The organism is Janthinobacterium sp. TPC_1, assembly GCF_056037845.1.
Genome location: NZ_CP195157.1, coordinates 5,149,303 through 5,166,973, shown reverse-complemented (window position 1 = coordinate 5,166,973; position 17,671 = coordinate 5,149,303). Strand labels below are relative to the sequence as shown.

Genomic DNA, 17,671 nt, shown 5'->3' with positions numbered 1-17,671 from the left:
TCGGTTCAGGCAGAGGGGTGGTGGGTTCAGAAGGGCAGCGATGCTTGCAGCCAGAAGCGGTTCTTGCGCAGCGAACCGTCCTGGTCGCTGCCGTTCAGGTTCGGGTTGGGATTGTTGCCGATGCGCCGCGCCCAGGCCGCCTTGAGGTTCAGGCGGAAGCTGCTGGTCCAGCTGACGGCCAGGCCCGCGCCCTTCAGGCTGTAGCCGTTGACGCGGGCGGCGCCGTTGATGTCGTTGTCGTGGTTGACCTTGACGTGGCCCCAGTCAAAAAAGCCCGTCAGGTTGACGTCGGCCGGCAGGCGCCAGCGCAGTTCCAGATTCACCAGCTGGCCATCGCTGCCGCCCGCTTCGCTGGCAGGATAGGCGCGCACGCCGTAATTGCCGCCCAAATAGAATTTTTCCGAGGAATCGAGGTTCTTGCTCGCCTGCTGGCCGCTCAGGGCGCCATACAGCGACAGCGTCTCCGTCAGTGCCTGCTGGCGGCTGGCGTAGTAGCGCACTTTGGTGAAATTGCCGGCCGCGCGCGTAGTGGCCGCATCGGCCAGCTGGTTCGGCGAGCCGTCCAGGTCCAGCTTGCCATGCATGATGCTGAGGCTGGCCGCGTTTGCGCCGCCCCCACCCAGGCTGTCGAACAGGTTGCCGGTCAGGCCGGCCGAGAAAGCGCGGATCTTGTAATTGCTGCTGGTGGCGCCGTTGGCGGCGTTGTCGAAGCGCTTGTCGTCGTAATTGAGTTGCAGATACAGATTGCGCAGGCGCGAACGCAGCAGCGGATAGCTGGCGTCAATGCCGGCGGTGTTGGAACTGCCCTTGGCGTGCAGGGCGGCAAATTCATCGGCGGTCAGCCGGTAGGACAGGTGGGAGCCGCTGACGCCCGCGCGCCAGCCGCCGCTGCCCAGCGGCAGGCTGTAGGCGAGGCGGACATAGTCGCTGCCTTCGGAGTGGATCAGGTTGGCGACTGCCTGGTCGCCCAGGTGCAAGGGGCTGTTGACTGCCAGGTTGAGTGCCGCCCGCGCCGCGCCCGTGGAACGGTTGCCCGTATTGTCGATGCCGGCGTCGCCCGTCAGCAGCGGCTCGTCGCCCAGCTTCATGACCAGGTCGGTTTCCGTCTCGCGCTGGCCGGCGGCCAGGTTGCCGGCCGCCGTCACGCCCGGCAAGTCGTCGATGACGAGCAGGGCGCGGTCGAGGGCGTCGGCATTCAGCGGCGCGCCGATGGGCTGGGCGCGCGTGACGTAGGGCACGATGCGTTCGAGCGGCATGCGCACCGTGGGGGCGGTGCCCGGCTGCGTATGCACGCCGCCGAACACGGCTTCGACGACCTGGATGGTGACGATGCCGCCATCGATTTCCTGGCGCGGCAGGTAGGCGCGCACGATCCAGCCCGCCTGGCGGTAGGCGGCCGCCACGGCCAGCGCCGCGTTCTGCAAGTCCTGGAAGGCGAGGGGCCGGTCCAGGAAGGGCGCCACGGCCTGCTGCAGCACGGCATCGCCCAGCAGGGTGTTGCCCTGGAAGCGGAAATGCTTGACCGTCACCGCCATGCCGGGCACGTCCTGCATGGGGGGCGGCGCCGGCATTAACTCCTGGGGTGATTTTTTCGGTAATGCGGGCGCCCGGCCTTTTTCTATCTGCTGCAATAAGGCGCCCGCATCGGGAGGCACCTGGGCATAAGCTGCATTAATCGAACTGAGCAATAGGCTGATAATGAGGCGATCGCAATTTTTCATGATTTTCGCTGTCAGAAAAATATCGGCAGCCACGCCTTGTCGGCGCTTGTCTGCGTGGGTAATGGCGATTTTAAGACTGTTTTTGCCGTATTTTTTTTATTTCTTTAAATAATAAAAGAGCGCGCAACATAGTATTAATTGTTGCGCAATGATTTATAGGGGAAATGGTCCTCGCCATATGCATGGGCGGGCGCAAATTAATGGATGGATTAAATATCAAGCATGTAGTCACACATTATCACGCGATATAAATGGAGAAAAATAAAGCAGGCGTCTCCATCTGCCTGCGCGGCCCCGTATAATTGCCAGGCTTTCATCTCATTTCAGGGAGTTCCGCTTGCAGTTACCGATCCGTTATCCGAACATGCCGCAACTGTTGCTGAAGGCGCGCGACAGCCTGCTCCAGCATTTCCGTCCCATCCTCAATCACTTCGGCGTGACGGAGCAGCAGTGGCGCATCATGCGCGCGCTGAACGAAAGCCCCACACGCTGGAACCGCGCGAACTGTGCGAGATTTGCCAGATCTCCAGCCCCAGCATGAGCGGCATCCTGGCGCGCATGGAAGAGATCGGCCTGATCGGACGCAGCAAGTTCGAAGGCGACCAGCGCCGCCGCAAGGTGCACCTGTCGGAAGCGGGCGCCAGTTTGCTGATGCAGATGGGTAAGCTGATCGACCTGCAGTATGCCCACCTGGAAGCGGCCTACGGCAAGCAGGTGTTCGAAGACATGCGCCGCGCGCTGGAAGCCTTCATTGCCCTGGAAACCCTGCCGGTGGCGCCCGCCATCCTGCGCTGAACCCCAAACTTCTCCTTGCCTGAGCACCCATCGGGCGCGTGTTTTTCTACACGCGCCGCCGCTGCTTTTGCCATGCCTGTTCCACGCATTGCCGCAGCCTGCCGGGCATGCGTCCGCGCGCCTGCCGGTTTTGCTATAAGACTACGCCTTACAGTCGATCACTTACATGTGAGTAAATAAGCGTATAATTTGCCTCACTTGATCCAAATCAAGAAGAACAGCGGATGCCGCTCTCAATGGAGGGCTGCAGCGCGGCGCCACGCCCGTATTTCGCCAGATAAAACAGGAAAGTCAGGAAAAAAATGAACACACTATGCATGCGCGCCGCGGCGCTGGCCGTCTCCACGCTCGTCGGCGCAAACGTTTGCGCCCAAAGCAATGTCACCATCTATGGCGTGGTCGACGCGGCCACCGCCTACGCGAGCAACCAGGGCGGCAAGTCGAACACCTACATGCGCAGCGGCAGCTTGTCCGCCAGCAAGATCGGTTTCCAGGGCGTGGAAGACCTGGGCGGCGACCTGAAGGCGCTGTTCCTGCTGGAAAACGGCTTTGAAAGCGATACGGGCGCGCAAAGTTCGGCCAGCGCCCTGTTCAACCGCCAGGCTTACGTGGGCCTGCAATCGACAGCCTACGGCAGCGTGACGGCCGGCCGCCAGTACACGCCGTACTACCTGCTGGTGGGCTCGCTGGCGTCGAGCAACGTCTTGACGGGCGCCACGGGCGCGCACCCGGGCGATATCGATGGCCTCGATACGACCGTGCGCATCAGCAATTCCGTCACCTACAGCATGCCCGCCTGGCGCGGCCTGCAGGCCAGCGCGCAATACGGCTTCGGTGAAGCGGCCGACGGCAATGCCGTGGGCAGCAGCTTCAGCGCCGCCGTCAAGTACAGCACCTCGCCGGCGGAATTCGCGCTCGGCTACCTGAAACTGAAAAATGGCGAAAATGCCATGGGCTGGAGCGACAAGGCCTCGGCCAGCTTCGGCATTTCGGCCCTCAACCAGGGCTACGCCTCGGCCGACAGCATCGAATTCATCGCCGCCAGCGCGCGCTACACCATGGGCAAGTGGATGGTGGGCGCCAATGCCAGCAACGTGCAATACCAGGCGGGCAGCCATTCCACGTTTCGCGACACGGCCATCTTCAATACGGCCGGCCTGATCGCCAGCTACCAGTGGACGCCGCAGTGGTTCCTGTCCGCCGGCTACAGCGACACCTTCGCCAGCCGCGCCAACGGCGTGTCGGACCGCGCACGCTACCGCCAGCTGTCGTTCGAACAGAATTATGCGCTGTCGAAGCGCACGGCGATCTACCTGATCGAAGCGCGCCAAGTGGCGCGCGGCCAGACCCTGGGCCAGAACGGCGCCATCGTCGACGCCGTCGCCTCGGTCGGCGATTCGCAAAACGGCACGCCGTCTTCGAACGGCGGCCAGACGGTGGTGATGGTCGGCCTCAAGCATTCTTTCTGAACGGTTGCTGAACTCACGGGAGCTTCAATTGGACGCTACACATAACAAGGAGGGCCGCGGCCCCCTGAATCCCGGCCGCCGCATGGTGCTGGCCGGCTTGCTGTCGGCTTCGGCCGCGGCGCTGATTCCCTGGGCGCTGGCCGAACCGGTCGCTAGTGCGGAGCAGGGCGCCTTCCTGGGCGTGTCCGCCATGCTGGTGGGGCGCCAGGTGCTCGACCCCGTGCTGGCCCGGCGCCTGTATGACGCGCTGGTGGCGCAGGACGCCGCCTTCCCCGCGAATGTGCGTGCGCTGCTGGCCCTGATCAATGCGCAGGGCTTGCAGGCGGCCGGCCTGCAGGAAGCGCTCGATGCGCTCGATGCGCTTGACTCCGCCCAGTCGCCGCTGGCGGCCCTGCCGCGCCAGATCGCCAGCGCCTGGTACCTGGGCATCGTCGGCACGGGCGAGGCGGCCGTCTGCGTCGCCTACGAGCAGGCGCTGAACGCGGCCGTCGTGGCCGACGTCCTCAAGCCCCCCACGTATTCCTACGGCGCCTACGGCAGCTGGGCCAGAAAACCCATTTAAGGAGCCATCATGGCTGAAGCACTCTCCGCCGATTACCTCGTCATCGGCTCCGGCATCATCGGCTCGCTGGCCGCGCGCAAACTGGCGCTGGCCGGCGCCTCGGTGCTGATCCTGGAAGCGGGCCCGCGCGTGTCGCGCGGCGAAATCGTCGCGCGTTTCCGCAACACGACGCGCCGCAGCGACTGGATGTCGCCGTATCCGTCCGTCGCCACGGCGCCGCACCCGATCTACCAGCCGACCGATAACGGCTACCTGGTGCAGGCCGGCCCGTATCCGTACCCGGCCGAATACATCCGCCAGTTCGGCGGCACTTCGTGGCACTGGGCCGCGCAGGCGTGGCGCAACGTGCCGAACGATTTCCGCATCCATACCCTGTATGGCGTGGGTGTCGACTGGCCCATCAGCTATGAAGACCTGGAGCCGTTTTACCAGGAAGCGGAAGAGATCATGGGCGTCTCGGGCGCGGACAACACGGGTTCGCCGCGCAAGCAGCCATTCCCGATGGATGCCGTGACGGAGCCCTACGCCATGCGCCGCATCCGCGAGCGCCTCGACCCGTCATTCAAGGTGGTCGGCAACACGGTGGCGCGCAACAGCGTCAGCTACGATGGCCGCCCGGCCTGCTGCGGCAACAACAGCTGCCAGCCGATCTGCCCCATCGACGCGCAATACCACGGCGGCATCGCCGCGCAGCAGGCGGAAGACGCGGGCGTGAAGATCGTCTGCAATGCCAACGTCTACAAGCTGGAACACGACGCGCAGGGCCGCATCACGGCCGCGCTGTACTACGACGTGGACAAAAAAAGCCACCGGGTCACGGCCAGGACCTTCATTTTGGCCGCCAACGGCATCGAAAGCCCCCGCTTGCTGCTCGTTTCCGCCTCGGACAAATACCCGAACGGCCTGGCCAACAGCAGCGACATGGTGGGCCGCAACCTGATGGACCACCCGAGCACCTCGATCACCTTCGACGCCGATGAAGACCTGTGGCTGGGCCGGGGGCCGCAAAGCCCCAATTCCATCAACACCATGCGCGACGGCGATTTCCGCAGCGAACACTCGCCGTACCGCCTGGACTTCACGAACATCTCGCGCGTCGATGGCGCGACCAGGGAGTTGATTGGCAAGGGCGTGTTTGGCGCGGAATTCGAACAGCAGCTGCGTTTCCGCTCGGCGCGCGAAATGAGCCTGAAAAACGTGCTGGAAGTGCTGCCGAACCCGGAAAACCGCATCGCCCTCAGCAGCGAAAAAGACGCCATGGGCATCCCCAAGCCGCAGGCGCATTATGCGATCGACGAGTACACGAAACGGGGCCACGAGCGCTCGAAGCAGGATTTCGAGCAGATCGCCAAACTGATGGGCGGCACCAATCTGCGCCACAGCAAGGAAGGCGTATTCGCCAACAACCAGCACATCTGCGGCACCCTGTCGATGGGTTCCGATCCGGCCAGGGCCGTGTGCGACCAGTGGGGCCGCACGTTTGACCACGCCAACCTGTTCCTGTGCAGCACGGGCGTGCTGCCCACGTCCGGTACCTGCAACTCGACGGAAAACGGCCTGGCCGTGGCCTTGCGCACCGTCAAGCACATCCTCGACGAACAACAGGGAGGCACGGCATGATGGCGACCTTCAGAATGGCGGCCGGCGCCGCCTTGCTGGCCCTGGCCTTGCCCGTGCTGGCGGCGGATGCCCCCGGCGCCGACGTGCAGGCCATCGAACGTGGCCGCTACCTGGCGACGGCGGGCGACTGCATCGCCTGCCATAGCGTGCCTGGCGGCAAGCCGATGGCGGGCGGCCTGGCCCTGGCCACGCCGCTGGGGGCAATCGTTGCCACCAATATCACGCCGTCGACAACGCACGGCATCGGCAAGTACACGCTCAAGCAGTTTTCCGACGCCGTGCGCCATGGCGTGCGGGCCGACGGCGCGCACCTGTACCCAGCCATGCCGTACACGGCCTACGCCAGGGTGACGGATGACGACACGGCGGCCCTGTACGCCTACTTCATGCATGGCGTGGCGGCGGTCGATACGGCGCCGGCGCACAAGACGGACTTGCCGTTCCCGTTCAACATCCGCCTGTCGATGGCGGGCTGGAATTGGCTCTTCCTCGACACAAAGCCGTTCGTGGCCGATCCAGCCAAGAGCATGGAGTGGAACCGGGGTGCCTACCTGGCGCAAGGGCTGGCCCACTGCACGACCTGCCACACGCCGCGCAATGCGCTGATGGCCGAGCAGCTGTCGAAGGAGCTGGGGGGCTTTGATCTGGGTACCTGGTTTGCGCCGAATATCAGCTCGGACGTGAACAGCGGCGTGGGCGGCTGGAGCCAGCAGGAGCTGGCCGGCTACCTGCGCACGGGCCGCGCGGCTGGCAAGGCACAGGCGGCGGGACCGATGGCCGAAGCCATCGACCATAGCCTGAAGCACTTGAGCGACGCGGACCTGAACGCCATCGCGCACTACGTCAAGAGCGTGCCCGCCATCCGCGACAAGGCGGACACGCAACCGGTGACGCAATGGGGCAAGGCGGGCGACGAGTTGGGCAGCATACGCGGCGTTCCGCTGCCGCAAAACCTGAACAGGATGTCGGGTGCGCAGTTGTACGATGCGCAATGCGCGAGCTGCCACCAGGCCAGGGGCGAGGGCAGTTTCGACGGCAGCTTGCCGCCTTTGTTCCACAACTCGGTGACGGGCCGCAGCAACAGCAACAACCTGGTGATGGCGATACTCGATGGCGTGGAACGGCAGGACGGCAAGGGTAATCATACTGCGGGACACCTGATGCCAGCCTTCCGCCAGACCCTGTCGGACGAGCAGATCGTCACTCTCGGCAATTACGTGCAGAAGATGTACGGCAATCCCGCCATCAAGGTGACGGCGGAACAGGTGACGACCCTGCGCAACGGCGGACCTGCCTCGAACCTGATCGGCCTGGCCCGCGCGGGCATCATCGTCGGCGTGCTGGTGCTGCTGGCATTGCTGCTGTGGTGGCGCGGACGCCGGCGCAGGGACGCATAACCGCAAGCGATGGCAAAGGCTGGGGCCAGACTGGAGAGTCTGGCCCCTTTTTTTACGCCGCGAAGCCGCCGTCGATCTTCAGCCCCGCGCCCGTGACGAAGGCCGCTTCCGCGCTGGCCAGGTAAGCCACCATGCCGGCGATTTCATCGGCCGTGCCGTGGCGGGGCAGGGCCATCAGGCCGTGCATGAGGTCCGCGAAGTCGCCCGTGGGCGGGTTCATGTCGGTGGCGACGGGGCCCGGTTCCACGTTGTTGATGGTGATCCCGCGCGGGCCCAGGTCGCGCGACAGGCCTTGCGTCAGGCCGATCAGCGCCGATTTGCTCATCGCGTAGGCGGCCGCGCCGCCGAACGGCATGCGGTGCGCATTCGTGCTGCCGATGTTGATGATGCGCCCGCCCGTTGGCATGTGCGCCACGGCCGCCTTGATGGCCACGAACACGGCGCGCACGTTGACGGCAATCGTCTTGTCGAAGTCCGCCAGCGAAAAGTCGTCGATGGCGCCGGGCAGGAACACGCCCGCGTTGTTGACGAGGATATCGATGCGGCCAAACTGCGCCGCCACCTTGTCGATGGCCGCCGTCAGGGCGCTGGCGTCGGCCGCATCGGCCTGCACGCCCAGCGCCTTGCCGCCGCTTGCCTCCACCTTGGCGGCCAGCGCCTGCGCTTCGGCGGCCGAGCTTTGATAGGTGAAGACGACGGTGGCGCCCTGGCTGGCCAGGCGGCGGACGATGGCGGCGCCGATGCCGCGCGAGCCGCCCGTCACAAACGCGATCTTGTTCAGCAGTGGCTGGGAGGAGGTGGTGGCTTGGGTTTGCATGATGGGCTTTCTGTGTGGTGGAGAAGATGCAGCCAGTATCAGCCATGTATTGCCTGCGCGGTAGCCATGAATCGCTACAATCAATTTCAACTAAAACTATCAAATGTGCGGGTAGAATAGGCGCATGGACGCCCTCAATCACTTGCAATCGTTTGTGCTGTCCGCCGAACTGGGCAGTTTTTCGGCGGCCGCGCGCCGCCTGGGGCTGACGCCGGCCGCCGTCAGCAAGAATGTGGCGCGGCTGGAAACGAGCCTGGGGCTGCGCCTGTTCCAGCGCAGCACACGCCGCCTGACCCTGACGGAAGGGGGCGAACGCTTCCTGCAGCAGATAGCCGGCGCCCTGACGACCCTGCGCGAGGCGATCGCCGGCGTGGCCGAGGAGGGCGGCCAGCCGGCCGGCATCCTGAAAATCAGCATGGCGCCGTCGTTCGGGCGCAGTTACGTGGTGCCGCTGCTGGGCGAGTTCATCGCGCGCTACCCGGGCGTCATCCCCGACTGCCATTTCGACAACCGGCAAGTGGACTTGATCGGCGAAGGTTTCGATGTCGCCATCGGCGGCGGCATCGAATTGACACCGGGCGTGGTGGCCCGGGAACTGGGCCACGCCCATGTCGTCGCCACGGCATCGCCCGCCTTCGTGCAGGGCAAGACCATGCCCGCGCATCCGCTTGATCTGGCGCAATTCGACGGCGTGGCGCGCCGCTCGGCCGGCAGCGGCAGATTACGCAGCTGGATACTGCGCGACGGGCAGGGCGGCGAAGGCGTGGCCGAATGCCGGCCGCGCGCCATCTTCGACGACCCGGACGCGATGGCGCAGGCGGCCGTCATGGGCGTCGGCGTGGCGCTGCTGCCCATGCCGCACGCGCTGGTCCATTTGCGCAGCGGCGCGTTGATCCGCCTGCTGCCCGGCTGGCATGCCGATTCCGGCCCCCTGTCCGTGTACTATCCCAGCAAGAAGCTGTTGCCCGCGAAGACGCGCGTCTTCGTCGATTTTTTGCTGGAGCAGTTCCGCCAGCGCGATTTCGCCGCGCAGATGCGGGCCGATTAAACGATGAAAAATTATCATGCATAGCAATTACAGCCTGTTTTACACCTTTGACGGCGATCAAGCGGCCCGTTTCCGGGAAGCGCGCGTGTTCGGCAGCACCGTGTGGACGGCCGCCGGCGCGGCCATGACCTGGGGAGAAGAGACGCGCAAGGACTACGCAAGCGAAGCCGAAGCGCACGCCGCGTACTCCACCCATTGCCAGGCGGCGCTGGCCGACGGCTACGCGCTGGCGCGCGCGAGCGTCATCGACCCGGCCGTCTTCGATTTCGCGCTGCTGCAAACCCTGGTGGCGCACGCCGCGCGCCTGGCTGTTGACTGCGTGCGCCGTGCGCATCCGGAGCAGCACATCGACGCTTTCGCGCTGGTGAGCGACGACAGCGCCATGACGATAGGATGCATGGCGAACAGCCGCGAAGCGCTGGCCGCGTCGGAATACGGCGAAGAGATGCTGTGGAACCCGGCCGAATGGGCGTTTGACGACGGTGGCGCGTATTTCGACAGCGCCTATCGCTTGCTGCTGCAGGCGCACCGCGAGTTGCCGTTCGACGTTGATTTCGCCACCTTCCGCGCCGGCGTGTTCGACGCCTGCATCGCGGCGCTGGCGCAGCTTGACGCCGAACGGGTATTCGGCACGGGCGCCGAGCGCGATGAAAATCTGCTGCTGTTCGAGGTCAGCGACAGCGAGCCGCTGGAAGGCGCCATGGCGCGTTTGAATCCGCCAGCCGTGGTGGCGCGTTTCGAGGCATGGATGGCCAGCTGGGCCGATTAATAGCTATGCCGCCACCAGCCTGAGCCTCGTAATCTCCGCCGGCGCCCCGATGCGCTTGGGCGGCCCCCAGTACCCCGTGCCGCGGCTGACGTAAATCCACAGGCGGCCGCGCCGGTGCAGGCCCGCCACGTAGGGCTGCTGCAGCGGCACGAACAGATTCCAGGGCCAGAACTGGCCGCCGTGCGTGTGGCCCGACAATTGCAGGTCGTAGCCGGCCGCTTCGGCCTCGGGCGCGCTGCGCGGCTGGTGCGCCAGCAGGATGCGGGGGATGTCGGCCGGTGCGCCGGCGATGGCGCCGTGCGGGTCGCTGCGTTGATCCGGATCAAAGGCGCCGGCATTGAAATCGGTGACGCCGGCGATCGCCAGGCGCGCGCCGCCGTGTTCGAGCACCGCATGTTCGTTCATCAGCACGCGCAAGCCCAGGCGGCGGAACTCCGCCACCCACGGCGCGGCGCCCGAATAGTATTCGTGGTTGCCCGTCACGAGAAACACGCCGTGGCGCGCCCGCAGCTCGCCCAGCGGCGCCGTATGCGTGCCCAATTGGGTCACCGTGCCGTCGACGACGTCGCCCGTGATGGCGATAAGGTCCGCCTGCAGGCCATTGGCGCGCGCCACGATGGCTTCCACGTAGGCGCGCTTGATGGTGGCGCCCACGTGGATGTCGCTCAGCTGCACGATGCTGTAACCGTGCAGGGCGGCCGGCAGGCCGGCGATCGGCACGGTGACTTCACGCACGCGCGCCACCCGGCGGGCGTTGATGAAACCGACGACGGTGGCCAGCAGCGCCAGGGCCAGCGCCGCCACGGCGGATGCCTGGGCGTGCGGGCGGGTGGCGGGAATCAGCATCAGCAGCGCGCGCAGCGCGGTGAGCACGAATAATGAAGAAAAAAAGCCCATGCACAGCGAGCCGGCCCAGCTCAAGCGGTCGGCCAGGCGCGCGTCATGGGTGACGGCGCGGGCGAAGATGGTCATCGGCATGAGCATGGTCGAGGCCAGCAAGACGGCGCCGCCCAGCAGCCAGCCGGGCAGGCCGACGGGCAGCGCGGGCAGCAGCAGCCAGCCCAGCAGGGCGTGCAGGGCGCCCAGTATCATGGTGATGCGCAGCAGCGGCGTGCGGCTTGTCATGTGATGCTTCCAGTGGGGGCGGCCGCCGATTATAGCCGAGGCCGGGTCAACCGGCAGGCGCCACCCCGTTCATTGGGCGATCTGCAGCCCCAGCATGGCCAGCTTGCCAAAATCGACAGGCTTGGCGAAGTGCTCGTTGAATCCGGCCTGCAGCGCCGCCTGGCGGTCGTGTTCCTGGCCATAGCCGGTCAGCGCCACGAGCTGGAATTGCTGCGGTATCGGCAACTGGCGCAGTTTGCCGGCCACTTCGTAGCCGCTCATGTCGGGCAGGCCGATGTCGAGAAAGACGATGTCGGGCTTGAATTCCAGCGCGCGTTCGGTCGCTTGCGCGCCCGTGTAGGCCGTGCGCACCGTGTGGCCGTACATTTCCAGCAGTTCGGCCAGGGTGTCGGCCGCATCGCAGTTGTCGTCGACGACGAGGATGCGCCGGCTGCCGCTGGCGGCCGGCTGCGGCGCCGGCCCGGCGGCCGGTACGGGCACGTTGGCGTCGAGGGGCAGGATGACTTCGAAGGTGCTGCCCAGCCCCACGCCGGGGCTGTGCACGCTGACCTGGCCGCCGTGCAGGCTCACCAGGTTGCGCACCAGCGACAGGCCGATGCCCAGGCCGTCCTGCACCCGGTCGGGCGAATGCCCGCTTTGCTCGAACAGGCCGAAGATGCTGTCGATGCTGGCGGCGGCGATGCCGATGCCGTTGTCGCTCAGGCGGATGCGCACATTGTCGCCCTCGCGCGCGGCGGAAATGGCGATGCGCCCGCCCGGCGCCGTGAACTTGGCCGCGTTGAGCAGCAGGTTGGCGACGATCTGCGACAGGCGCACGGCGTCGCCGCAGACCCGCAGTTCTTCCTTGGGCAGATGCACGTCGAGCGCATGGCCGCGCGCCTCGATGCTGTGCGAACTCGTTTCCAGCGCGCTGCGGATGACGCTGGCCAGGCCCACGCTTTCCCATTGCAGCGAGATCTTGCCCTGCGAAATGCGCGACACGTCGAGCAGGTCGTCCACCAGGCGCACCAGGTGGTCCGTGTGGCGGCCGATGGTTCGGCGCGCATTGTCCTGCACGGCCGGCACGACGGGGTCGAGCTTGCACAGCAGGGCCAGCGCCGTGCGGATGGGGCCCAGCGGATTGCGCAGTTCGTGCGCCAGGGTGGCCAGGAATTCATCCTTGCGGCGGTCCACGTCGCGCAGCGCGCGCTCGACCCGGCCCAGGCGCAGCAGCGCCTTGACGTTGGCGATCAGTTCATCGGCCTCGATCGGCTCGACCAGGTAATTGTCGGCGCCGCCATCGAGGGCGCGGATCTTGTCGGCCGTGCCGATGCACGAGGCCGACGTCTGCAGCACCAGGATGGTGTTCGTTTCGGCGCCGCCCTTCAGCTGGCGGCACACTTCCAGGCCGTTGATGTCGGGCAGCTTGACGTCGAGCAGGATCAGGTTGGGCCGGTCCTGGCGGGCGCGCAGCAGCGCGTCGCCGCCGTTCGACGCTTCGATGACCTTGAAGCCGGCGCGTTGGAGGATGCGCGACTTGGCGTAGCGGGCGCCGTCGCTGTCATCGACGTTCAGGATCAGAGCATCGCTGTTGTTATCCGGTAGCATGCGCATTGTCCCAGTTGGTTGTGCCTTGCGGCGGAGCCGGCTCTTGCCGGTGGTGTTGGTTGCCGATCAGCGCGCGCAGGGTCGCCAGCAATTGCTGGCGCGACAGCGGCTTGACGTAGTAGGCGTCGGCGCCCAGGGCCAGGCCCTTGCGCACGTCGTCGATCTCGGTGGCGACGATGACGGGCACCTGGCGCCGCAGCGGGTCGTTTTTCAGCTCGGCCAGCCAGTGCCAGGCCGTTTCGCCGTGCAGCAGGATGTCGAGGATGACGGCGGCGGGGCGCTGCTGTTCCCAGCGCTCCTGCGCCTCGCGCACGCTGCGCGCGGGAACCACGCGAAATTCGCTGCCGGCCAAGAATTTTTCATACAGCAGGCGGATGGGCGGATTGTCTTCCACCACCAGCACGCCGATGCGCTGGTCGTTGCCATTGTCGTTGGCCGGCGCGCTCGGCGGCAGGCTGCCTTCCGGCGCATGGTAGCTGGCGGGCAGGACGACGGAAAACAGCGAGCCCTGGCCCGGCGTGCTTTCCACGGCCACCGTGCCATTGAGCAGGGTGGCCAGGTTGCGGCACAGGGGCAGTCCCAGGCCCGTGCCCTTGACCTTGCGCTGCATGTGGTTTTCCACCTGGCTGAATTCCTCGAAGATCAGTTGCACGTCCTCGGCGGCGATGCCCAGGCCCGTGTCGGAGACGGAAAAGCGGATGGCGTCCTGCTCCGGCAAGGGCGTGGCGCTGACGACGATTTCTCCCGCTTCCGTGAATTTGAGGGCGTTGGCGATGAAGTTGCGCAGGATTTGCGACAGCTTGCCTTCATCCGTGTGTATCTGCAGGGCCGGGTCGGGGTCGATGAAGGTGAGCGTGAGCGATTCGGACACCAGCAGCGGGCGCAGCATGCCGCGCAGGGCGCTGAACAGGTCGGCTATTTGAAAACTGTTGGCGTGCACGTCGACCTTGCCCGCCTCGATCTTGGCCAGGTCCAGCAAGTCGTTCACCAGGTCGCTCAGGCTGACGGCGCTTTGCAGGATGAACAGCACCTGCTTTTCCTGCTCCTCCGACAGTTCGCCATCGATGCGGTCGAGCAGCAGCTTGGACAGGGCGCGGATGGAGCTGAGCGGCGTGCGGAATTCATGGCTCATGTTCGACAGGAAGCGCGATTTCATCTGGTCGGCGCGGCGCAGGTGGTCGGCTTTTTCATCGAGTTCCGCGAACAGCGCCACCACGCCCCGGTTGGTGTCTTCCAGTTCGCGCGTCAGCTGCAATAAATCGTCCTGGCGCGTCTTCAGTTCGGCCAGGGTGGCGAGCAGTTCGCGGTTCTGCTGCTGCACTTCGGACAGCGTGATGTCCGACGGCAGCGCCTGCAGGCTGCCGGACAGGGTGCCGATGCTTTGCCCGTCGAGCAGCGGCGCGTCGCGCGGGAACAGCTTGTGCAGCGTAATGTGCGTGCCGTCGCCCGGTGCACTGTCGATATGGCAGCGGTCCATCAGGCGCTGCGCGCCCAGGATGCCCAGGCCCATGCCCGTGGGCGAGCGGTAGGTGCCGGCCAGTATCCGGTCGAGCTGCGCGATGCCGGGGCCCCGGTCCTCGATGCGGATGCTGAGCACCTGCGGCGCCGTCTGGCCATCAATGGCGAAATGCACCTTGCCGCTGCCCGCGTAGTTGTAGACGTTGCGCGCCAGTTCCGACACGGCCGTGGCGATGCGCACCTGGTCCTGCACGCCGAAGCCGCACAGGGCGGCGATCTGGCGCGCGCGCTGGCGCGCTCCCACCACATCGAGTTCGCTGCCGATATGCGCCGTCAATATGCGTTGCGTCATGGCGTGTCGTTCCTTTCCGCACCGGCATGCCGGTGCTCCTCGTGCTCGCGCAGCACCACCACCGTGACGTCGTCGCGCCCGCGCGCAAAATCGCGGTACAGCACGCCGGCGACCAGGCTCGGGTGGCAATGCGCCAGCCCTGGATACCGTTCCAGGTCCCAGCGCGTATGCAGGCCGTCGCTGTGCATGATCAGTGTCGTTCCCGGCTGCCACGGATAGCAGAATTCCTGCACCTTGCGCAGATTGCTGCCGACGATGCCGTTATGCGACAGCAGATGCCGGCGCTGCTGCGCATCGAAGGCGCAGGCGGCGATGTTGCCCACGCCCGCATAGCGCAGTTCGTGGCGCGCGCTGTCGATGTGCGCCACGGCCAGGGCCGCGCCGCGCGTGGCGCGCAGGGCGCCGTGGGCCAGTTCGATGAAGGGGGCGGGCAGGGGCGGCAGGCCGGGCGTATCGTGTTCCAGCAGCGCGCTGGCCGTTTCCGACGCCCGGGCCGCCAGCGGGCCGTGGCCCAGGCCGTCAGCCACCATCAGGCTCAGTTCATGGCCTTCGCAGACCACGTTCCAGGCGTCGCCGCAGACCTGCTCCGACGCCAGCGGCAGGCACACGGCGCCGATCTGCCAGTTCGGGCGGGCCGGGATGGCGCTGCTGGCGTGCTGGCCCCAGACCACCATCATCAGCACCGTGCCCTTGTCCGGCGCCGTGTACAGGTCGAATTCCTGGCTCAGGCGGCGTATCGCGCCCAGCCCCACGCCGTAGGTGCCCGTGGTGGAATGGCCATCCTGCATGTGCTGGCGCACATTGGCCATGCCGGGGCCGCTGTCGATGGCCAGCACTTCGATGCCGCTGGTGCCGCCGCGCAGCACCTTGCGCAGCAGGATTTCGCCCCGCTGCGCGTGCTTGACGATGTTGGTGGCCGCTTCGCTGATGAGGATGGCCAGCTGGCCCGTGCGCACGTCGTCGAAGCCGATGCGGCGCGCCAGCTCGTTCCGGCGCGGCGGGCCGCGGCGATCTCGCTCGGTTCGCCGATGGGAAAACTGCGTTGCCTGAGAATGTCAGGCTGTGGTGCATGGTGGTTCAAAACAGCTTCCATTTCGCGATGGTGACGGTGGTGCCCGCGCCGGGCGCCGTGTCGATGTGAAAAGCGTCGGCCAGGCGCTTGGCGCCGCCCAGCCCCAGTCCCAGCCCGCCGCCGCTGGTATAGCCATCGGTCAGCGCCAGGGGAATATCCTCGATGCCCGGTCCCGCGTCGACAAAGCGCAGTTCCAGGCCCTGGCGCGCGCCATCGCTGACGCGCGCAATGCGCGCTTCGCCGCCGCCGCCGTAGCGCAGGGTGTTGCGCGCCAGTTCGCTGGCCGCCGTGATGATCTTGGTCTGTTCGATCAGGCCAAACCCCATGGCGACCATGCTGTCGCGCACCTGCTTGCGCAGCCGCACGACGTCTTCATCGCTGTGCAGGGGCAGGATCTGCTGCGCCCCCGCCTGCGCGCCCGCTCCTGGGCCTGCGCGCCTAGCACGGCGCCCCCGTCATGCGCATGCGCCGCCCCGTTCCAGCAGCTTGATCCCCCGTTCCACGTTGAGCGCCGTGCTCACGCCTTCCAGGGTCAGGCCCAGCTCCACCAGGGTGATGGCGACGGCCGGCTGCATGCCGACGACCACCGTGCGCGCGTCGAGGATCTTCGCCATCGCCGCCGTGTTGCTGATCATGCGGCCGATGAAGGAATCGACGATGTCGAGCGCGGAAATGTCGATCAGCACGCCCGTGGCGCGGTCCGTCACGATGCGGGAAGTCAGGTCGTCCTGCAGGGTCATCGCCAGGCGGTCGTGCATGTCCACCTGGATCGTCACCAGCAGCAGCCGGCCCATGCGTAAAATGGGGATTCTTTCCATAGGCGCCTCAGTGTTGTTGCTGCTGGTAGGTGATGCTGGAGCCCGTGCGTTTCAGGGCCACGACGAAGGCGTCGGCCAGCGTGGCCTTGGTCATCACGTCTTCCAGGTTGACGCCCAGGTGCACGATGGTTTGCGCGATCTGCGGGCGGATGCCGCTGATGATGCAGTCGGCGCCCATCAGGCGCGCGGCGGCGATGGTTTTCAGCAGGTGCTGCGCCACCAGCGTGTCGACGGTGGGCACGCCCGTGATGTCGATGATGGCGATCAGCGCGCCCGTGTCGACGATCTTTTGCAGCAGGCTTTCCATTACCACCTGCGTGCGGGCGCTGTCGAGGGTGCCGATCAGGGGCAGGGCCAGCACGTTTTGCCACAGCTGCACCACGGGCGTGGACAGTTCCAGCAATTCCTGCTGCTGGCGCAATATCACCTGTTCGCGCGCCTTCTGGTAGATGGCGATGGTCAGCAGGCCCAGCTCGTCGAACAATTTGCTGGTGCTGACGATGGCGTCGCCCAGCTGCTCCGGCTGTGCCGTGATTTGCTTGCGCAGGTAGGCGAACAGCGGTTCCTTTAGGGCGAACATGAAGCTGGCCGTGTCGATCGGCGAGTAGCCCTGGCGCACGCGCGACTGCGATATTTCCGCGAGCAGCTGGCGCGTGTCGTCCCAGGCGCCGCCTTCGAGGTCGAACGAATCGCCGCTTTCCAGCGCGCCCGCCAGCAGCGGCAGAAATTGCGATGCCTGCTGGCGCAGCTCGTTTTCGGCGATCTTGTCGCGCCGCACCAGGCGGGCGATCAGGCCGGCCATCCAGCCGTCCAGCAGTTCCGTGTGGTGCTCGTTGATGATGGCGGCCAGTTGCTGCGCCTGGCCCGTGCCCGTTTTGTTTTTCATGCTCATCCTTGGCTGGAGTGGAGGGTGCGGCACGGCCGCAAACGGGCACGCGCTGTGATGGATAAATTATAGGCAGGCATGGCCGGAGCTTGTGTTCTGTGCCGCACATAGTGGCGCATGTCGATCAAGATTCCCGCAGGAAACATTCATGCCTGACTTAAAGATGCATGTAATT

At 66.1% G+C, this 17,671-nt stretch carries 17 protein-coding genes; 8 read left to right on the top strand and 9 right to left on the bottom strand.

The window, feature by feature from the left end; genetic code table 11:
• Nucleotides 1-26: 26 nt before the first annotated feature.
• Nucleotides 27-1,571, bottom strand: a complete 1,545-nt coding sequence (locus ACQVLG_RS25170) for a ShlB/FhaC/HecB family hemolysin secretion/activation protein (protein ID WP_474291590.1) — start codon at nt 1,569-1,571, stop codon at nt 27-29.
• 487 nt (nt 1,572-2,058) lie between these two features.
• Here ACQVLG_RS25170 and ACQVLG_RS25165 point away from each other — a divergent pair, with 487 nt between their 5' ends.
• From ACQVLG_RS25165 to ACQVLG_RS25140, 6 genes are all read left to right on the top strand, one after another.
• Nucleotides 2,059-2,262 carry a hypothetical protein gene (locus tag ACQVLG_RS25165; protein ID WP_474291589.1) on the top strand — a complete coding sequence of 68 codons (204 nt, stop codon included), beginning with the start codon at nt 2,059-2,061 and terminating at the stop codon, nt 2,260-2,262.
• Nucleotides 2,259-2,516 (top strand): hypothetical protein, encoded by a 258-nt coding sequence (locus ACQVLG_RS25160; RefSeq protein ID WP_474291588.1) that lies wholly within the window; start codon nt 2,259-2,261, stop codon nt 2,514-2,516. Before ACQVLG_RS25165 ends, ACQVLG_RS25160 begins: the two co-directional genes overlap by 4 nt.
• A 302-nt stretch (nt 2,517-2,818) precedes the next feature.
• Complete coding sequence (locus ACQVLG_RS25155) at nt 2,819-3,985, top strand: porin (RefSeq protein ID WP_474291586.1); 1,167 nt, start codon at nt 2,819-2,821, stop codon at nt 3,983-3,985.
• 28 nt (nt 3,986-4,013) lie between these two features.
• Nucleotides 4,014-4,547: a sugar dehydrogenase complex small subunit gene (locus ACQVLG_RS25150; protein ID WP_474291584.1), complete on the top strand. Its 534-nt coding sequence runs from the start codon at nt 4,014-4,016 to the stop codon at nt 4,545-4,547.
• A gap of 9 nt (nt 4,548-4,556) precedes the next feature.
• Entirely contained in the window at nt 4,557-6,167 is a 1,611-nt protein-coding gene (locus ACQVLG_RS25145; protein ID WP_474291583.1) for a GMC family oxidoreductase, read from the top strand.
• A complete protein-coding gene (locus ACQVLG_RS25140) occupies nt 6,164-7,564 on the top strand; it encodes a c-type cytochrome (RefSeq protein ID WP_474291582.1) in 1,401 nt (466 codons plus the stop codon). Before ACQVLG_RS25145 ends, ACQVLG_RS25140 begins: the two co-directional genes overlap by 4 nt.
• A 52-nt stretch (nt 7,565-7,616) precedes the next feature.
• Here ACQVLG_RS25140 and ACQVLG_RS25135 read toward each other — a convergent pair whose 3' ends face one another.
• Nucleotides 7,617-8,381 carry an SDR family oxidoreductase gene (locus ACQVLG_RS25135; RefSeq protein ID WP_474291581.1) on the bottom strand — a complete coding sequence of 255 codons (765 nt, stop codon included), beginning with the start codon at nt 8,379-8,381 and terminating at the stop codon, nt 7,617-7,619.
• A 124-nt stretch (nt 8,382-8,505) separates the two neighbouring features.
• Here ACQVLG_RS25135 and ACQVLG_RS25130 point away from each other — a divergent pair, with 124 nt between their 5' ends.
• Together ACQVLG_RS25130 and ACQVLG_RS25125 are read left to right on the top strand one after the other, a co-directional pair.
• Nucleotides 8,506-9,429 carry a LysR family transcriptional regulator gene (locus tag ACQVLG_RS25130; protein ID WP_474291580.1) on the top strand — a complete coding sequence of 308 codons (924 nt, stop codon included), beginning with the start codon at nt 8,506-8,508 and terminating at the stop codon, nt 9,427-9,429.
• Nucleotides 9,430-9,445: 16 nt separating this feature from the next.
• On the top strand, nt 9,446-10,198 hold the full coding sequence (locus tag ACQVLG_RS25125) for a DUF4303 domain-containing protein (protein ID WP_474291579.1): 753 nt from the start codon (nt 9,446-9,448) through the stop codon (nt 10,196-10,198).
• A gap of 3 nt (nt 10,199-10,201) precedes the next feature.
• Here ACQVLG_RS25125 and ACQVLG_RS25120 read toward each other — a convergent pair whose 3' ends face one another.
• From ACQVLG_RS25120 to ACQVLG_RS25090, 7 genes are all read right to left on the bottom strand, one after another.
• The gene (locus tag ACQVLG_RS25120; protein WP_474291578.1) at nt 10,202-11,323 is read right to left on the bottom strand and encodes a metallophosphoesterase; all 1,122 of its coding nucleotides are present in this window, start codon (nt 11,321-11,323) and stop codon (nt 10,202-10,204) included.
• A gap of 69 nt (nt 11,324-11,392) precedes the next feature.
• The gene (locus ACQVLG_RS25115) at nt 11,393-12,910 is read right to left on the bottom strand and encodes an ATP-binding response regulator (RefSeq protein WP_230537454.1); all 1,518 of its coding nucleotides are present in this window, start codon (nt 12,908-12,910) and stop codon (nt 11,393-11,395) included.
• Nucleotides 12,897-14,720, bottom strand: coding sequence for an ATP-binding protein (locus ACQVLG_RS25110; protein WP_474291577.1), 1,824 nt, complete (start codon nt 14,718-14,720; stop codon nt 12,897-12,899). The genes ACQVLG_RS25115 and ACQVLG_RS25110 overlap by 14 nt, the downstream gene beginning before the upstream one ends.
• The gene (locus ACQVLG_RS25105; protein WP_474291576.1) at nt 14,717-15,676 is read right to left on the bottom strand and encodes a SpoIIE family protein phosphatase; all 960 of its coding nucleotides are present in this window, start codon (nt 15,674-15,676) and stop codon (nt 14,717-14,719) included. The genes ACQVLG_RS25110 and ACQVLG_RS25105 overlap by 4 nt, the downstream gene beginning before the upstream one ends.
• 121 nt (nt 15,677-15,797) lie before the next feature.
• On the bottom strand, nt 15,798-16,187 hold the full coding sequence (locus ACQVLG_RS25100) for an ATP-binding protein (protein ID WP_474295787.1): 390 nt from the start codon (nt 16,185-16,187) through the stop codon (nt 15,798-15,800).
• Between the two features lie 60 nt (nt 16,188-16,247).
• A complete protein-coding gene (locus tag ACQVLG_RS25095; protein WP_077405156.1) occupies nt 16,248-16,610 on the bottom strand; it encodes an STAS domain-containing protein in 363 nt (120 codons plus the stop codon).
• A 7-nt stretch (nt 16,611-16,617) separates the two neighbouring features.
• Complete coding sequence (locus ACQVLG_RS25090) at nt 16,618-17,502, bottom strand: STAS domain-containing protein (protein WP_442908010.1); 885 nt, start codon at nt 17,500-17,502, stop codon at nt 16,618-16,620.
• Nucleotides 17,503-17,671: the final 169 nt, after the last annotated feature.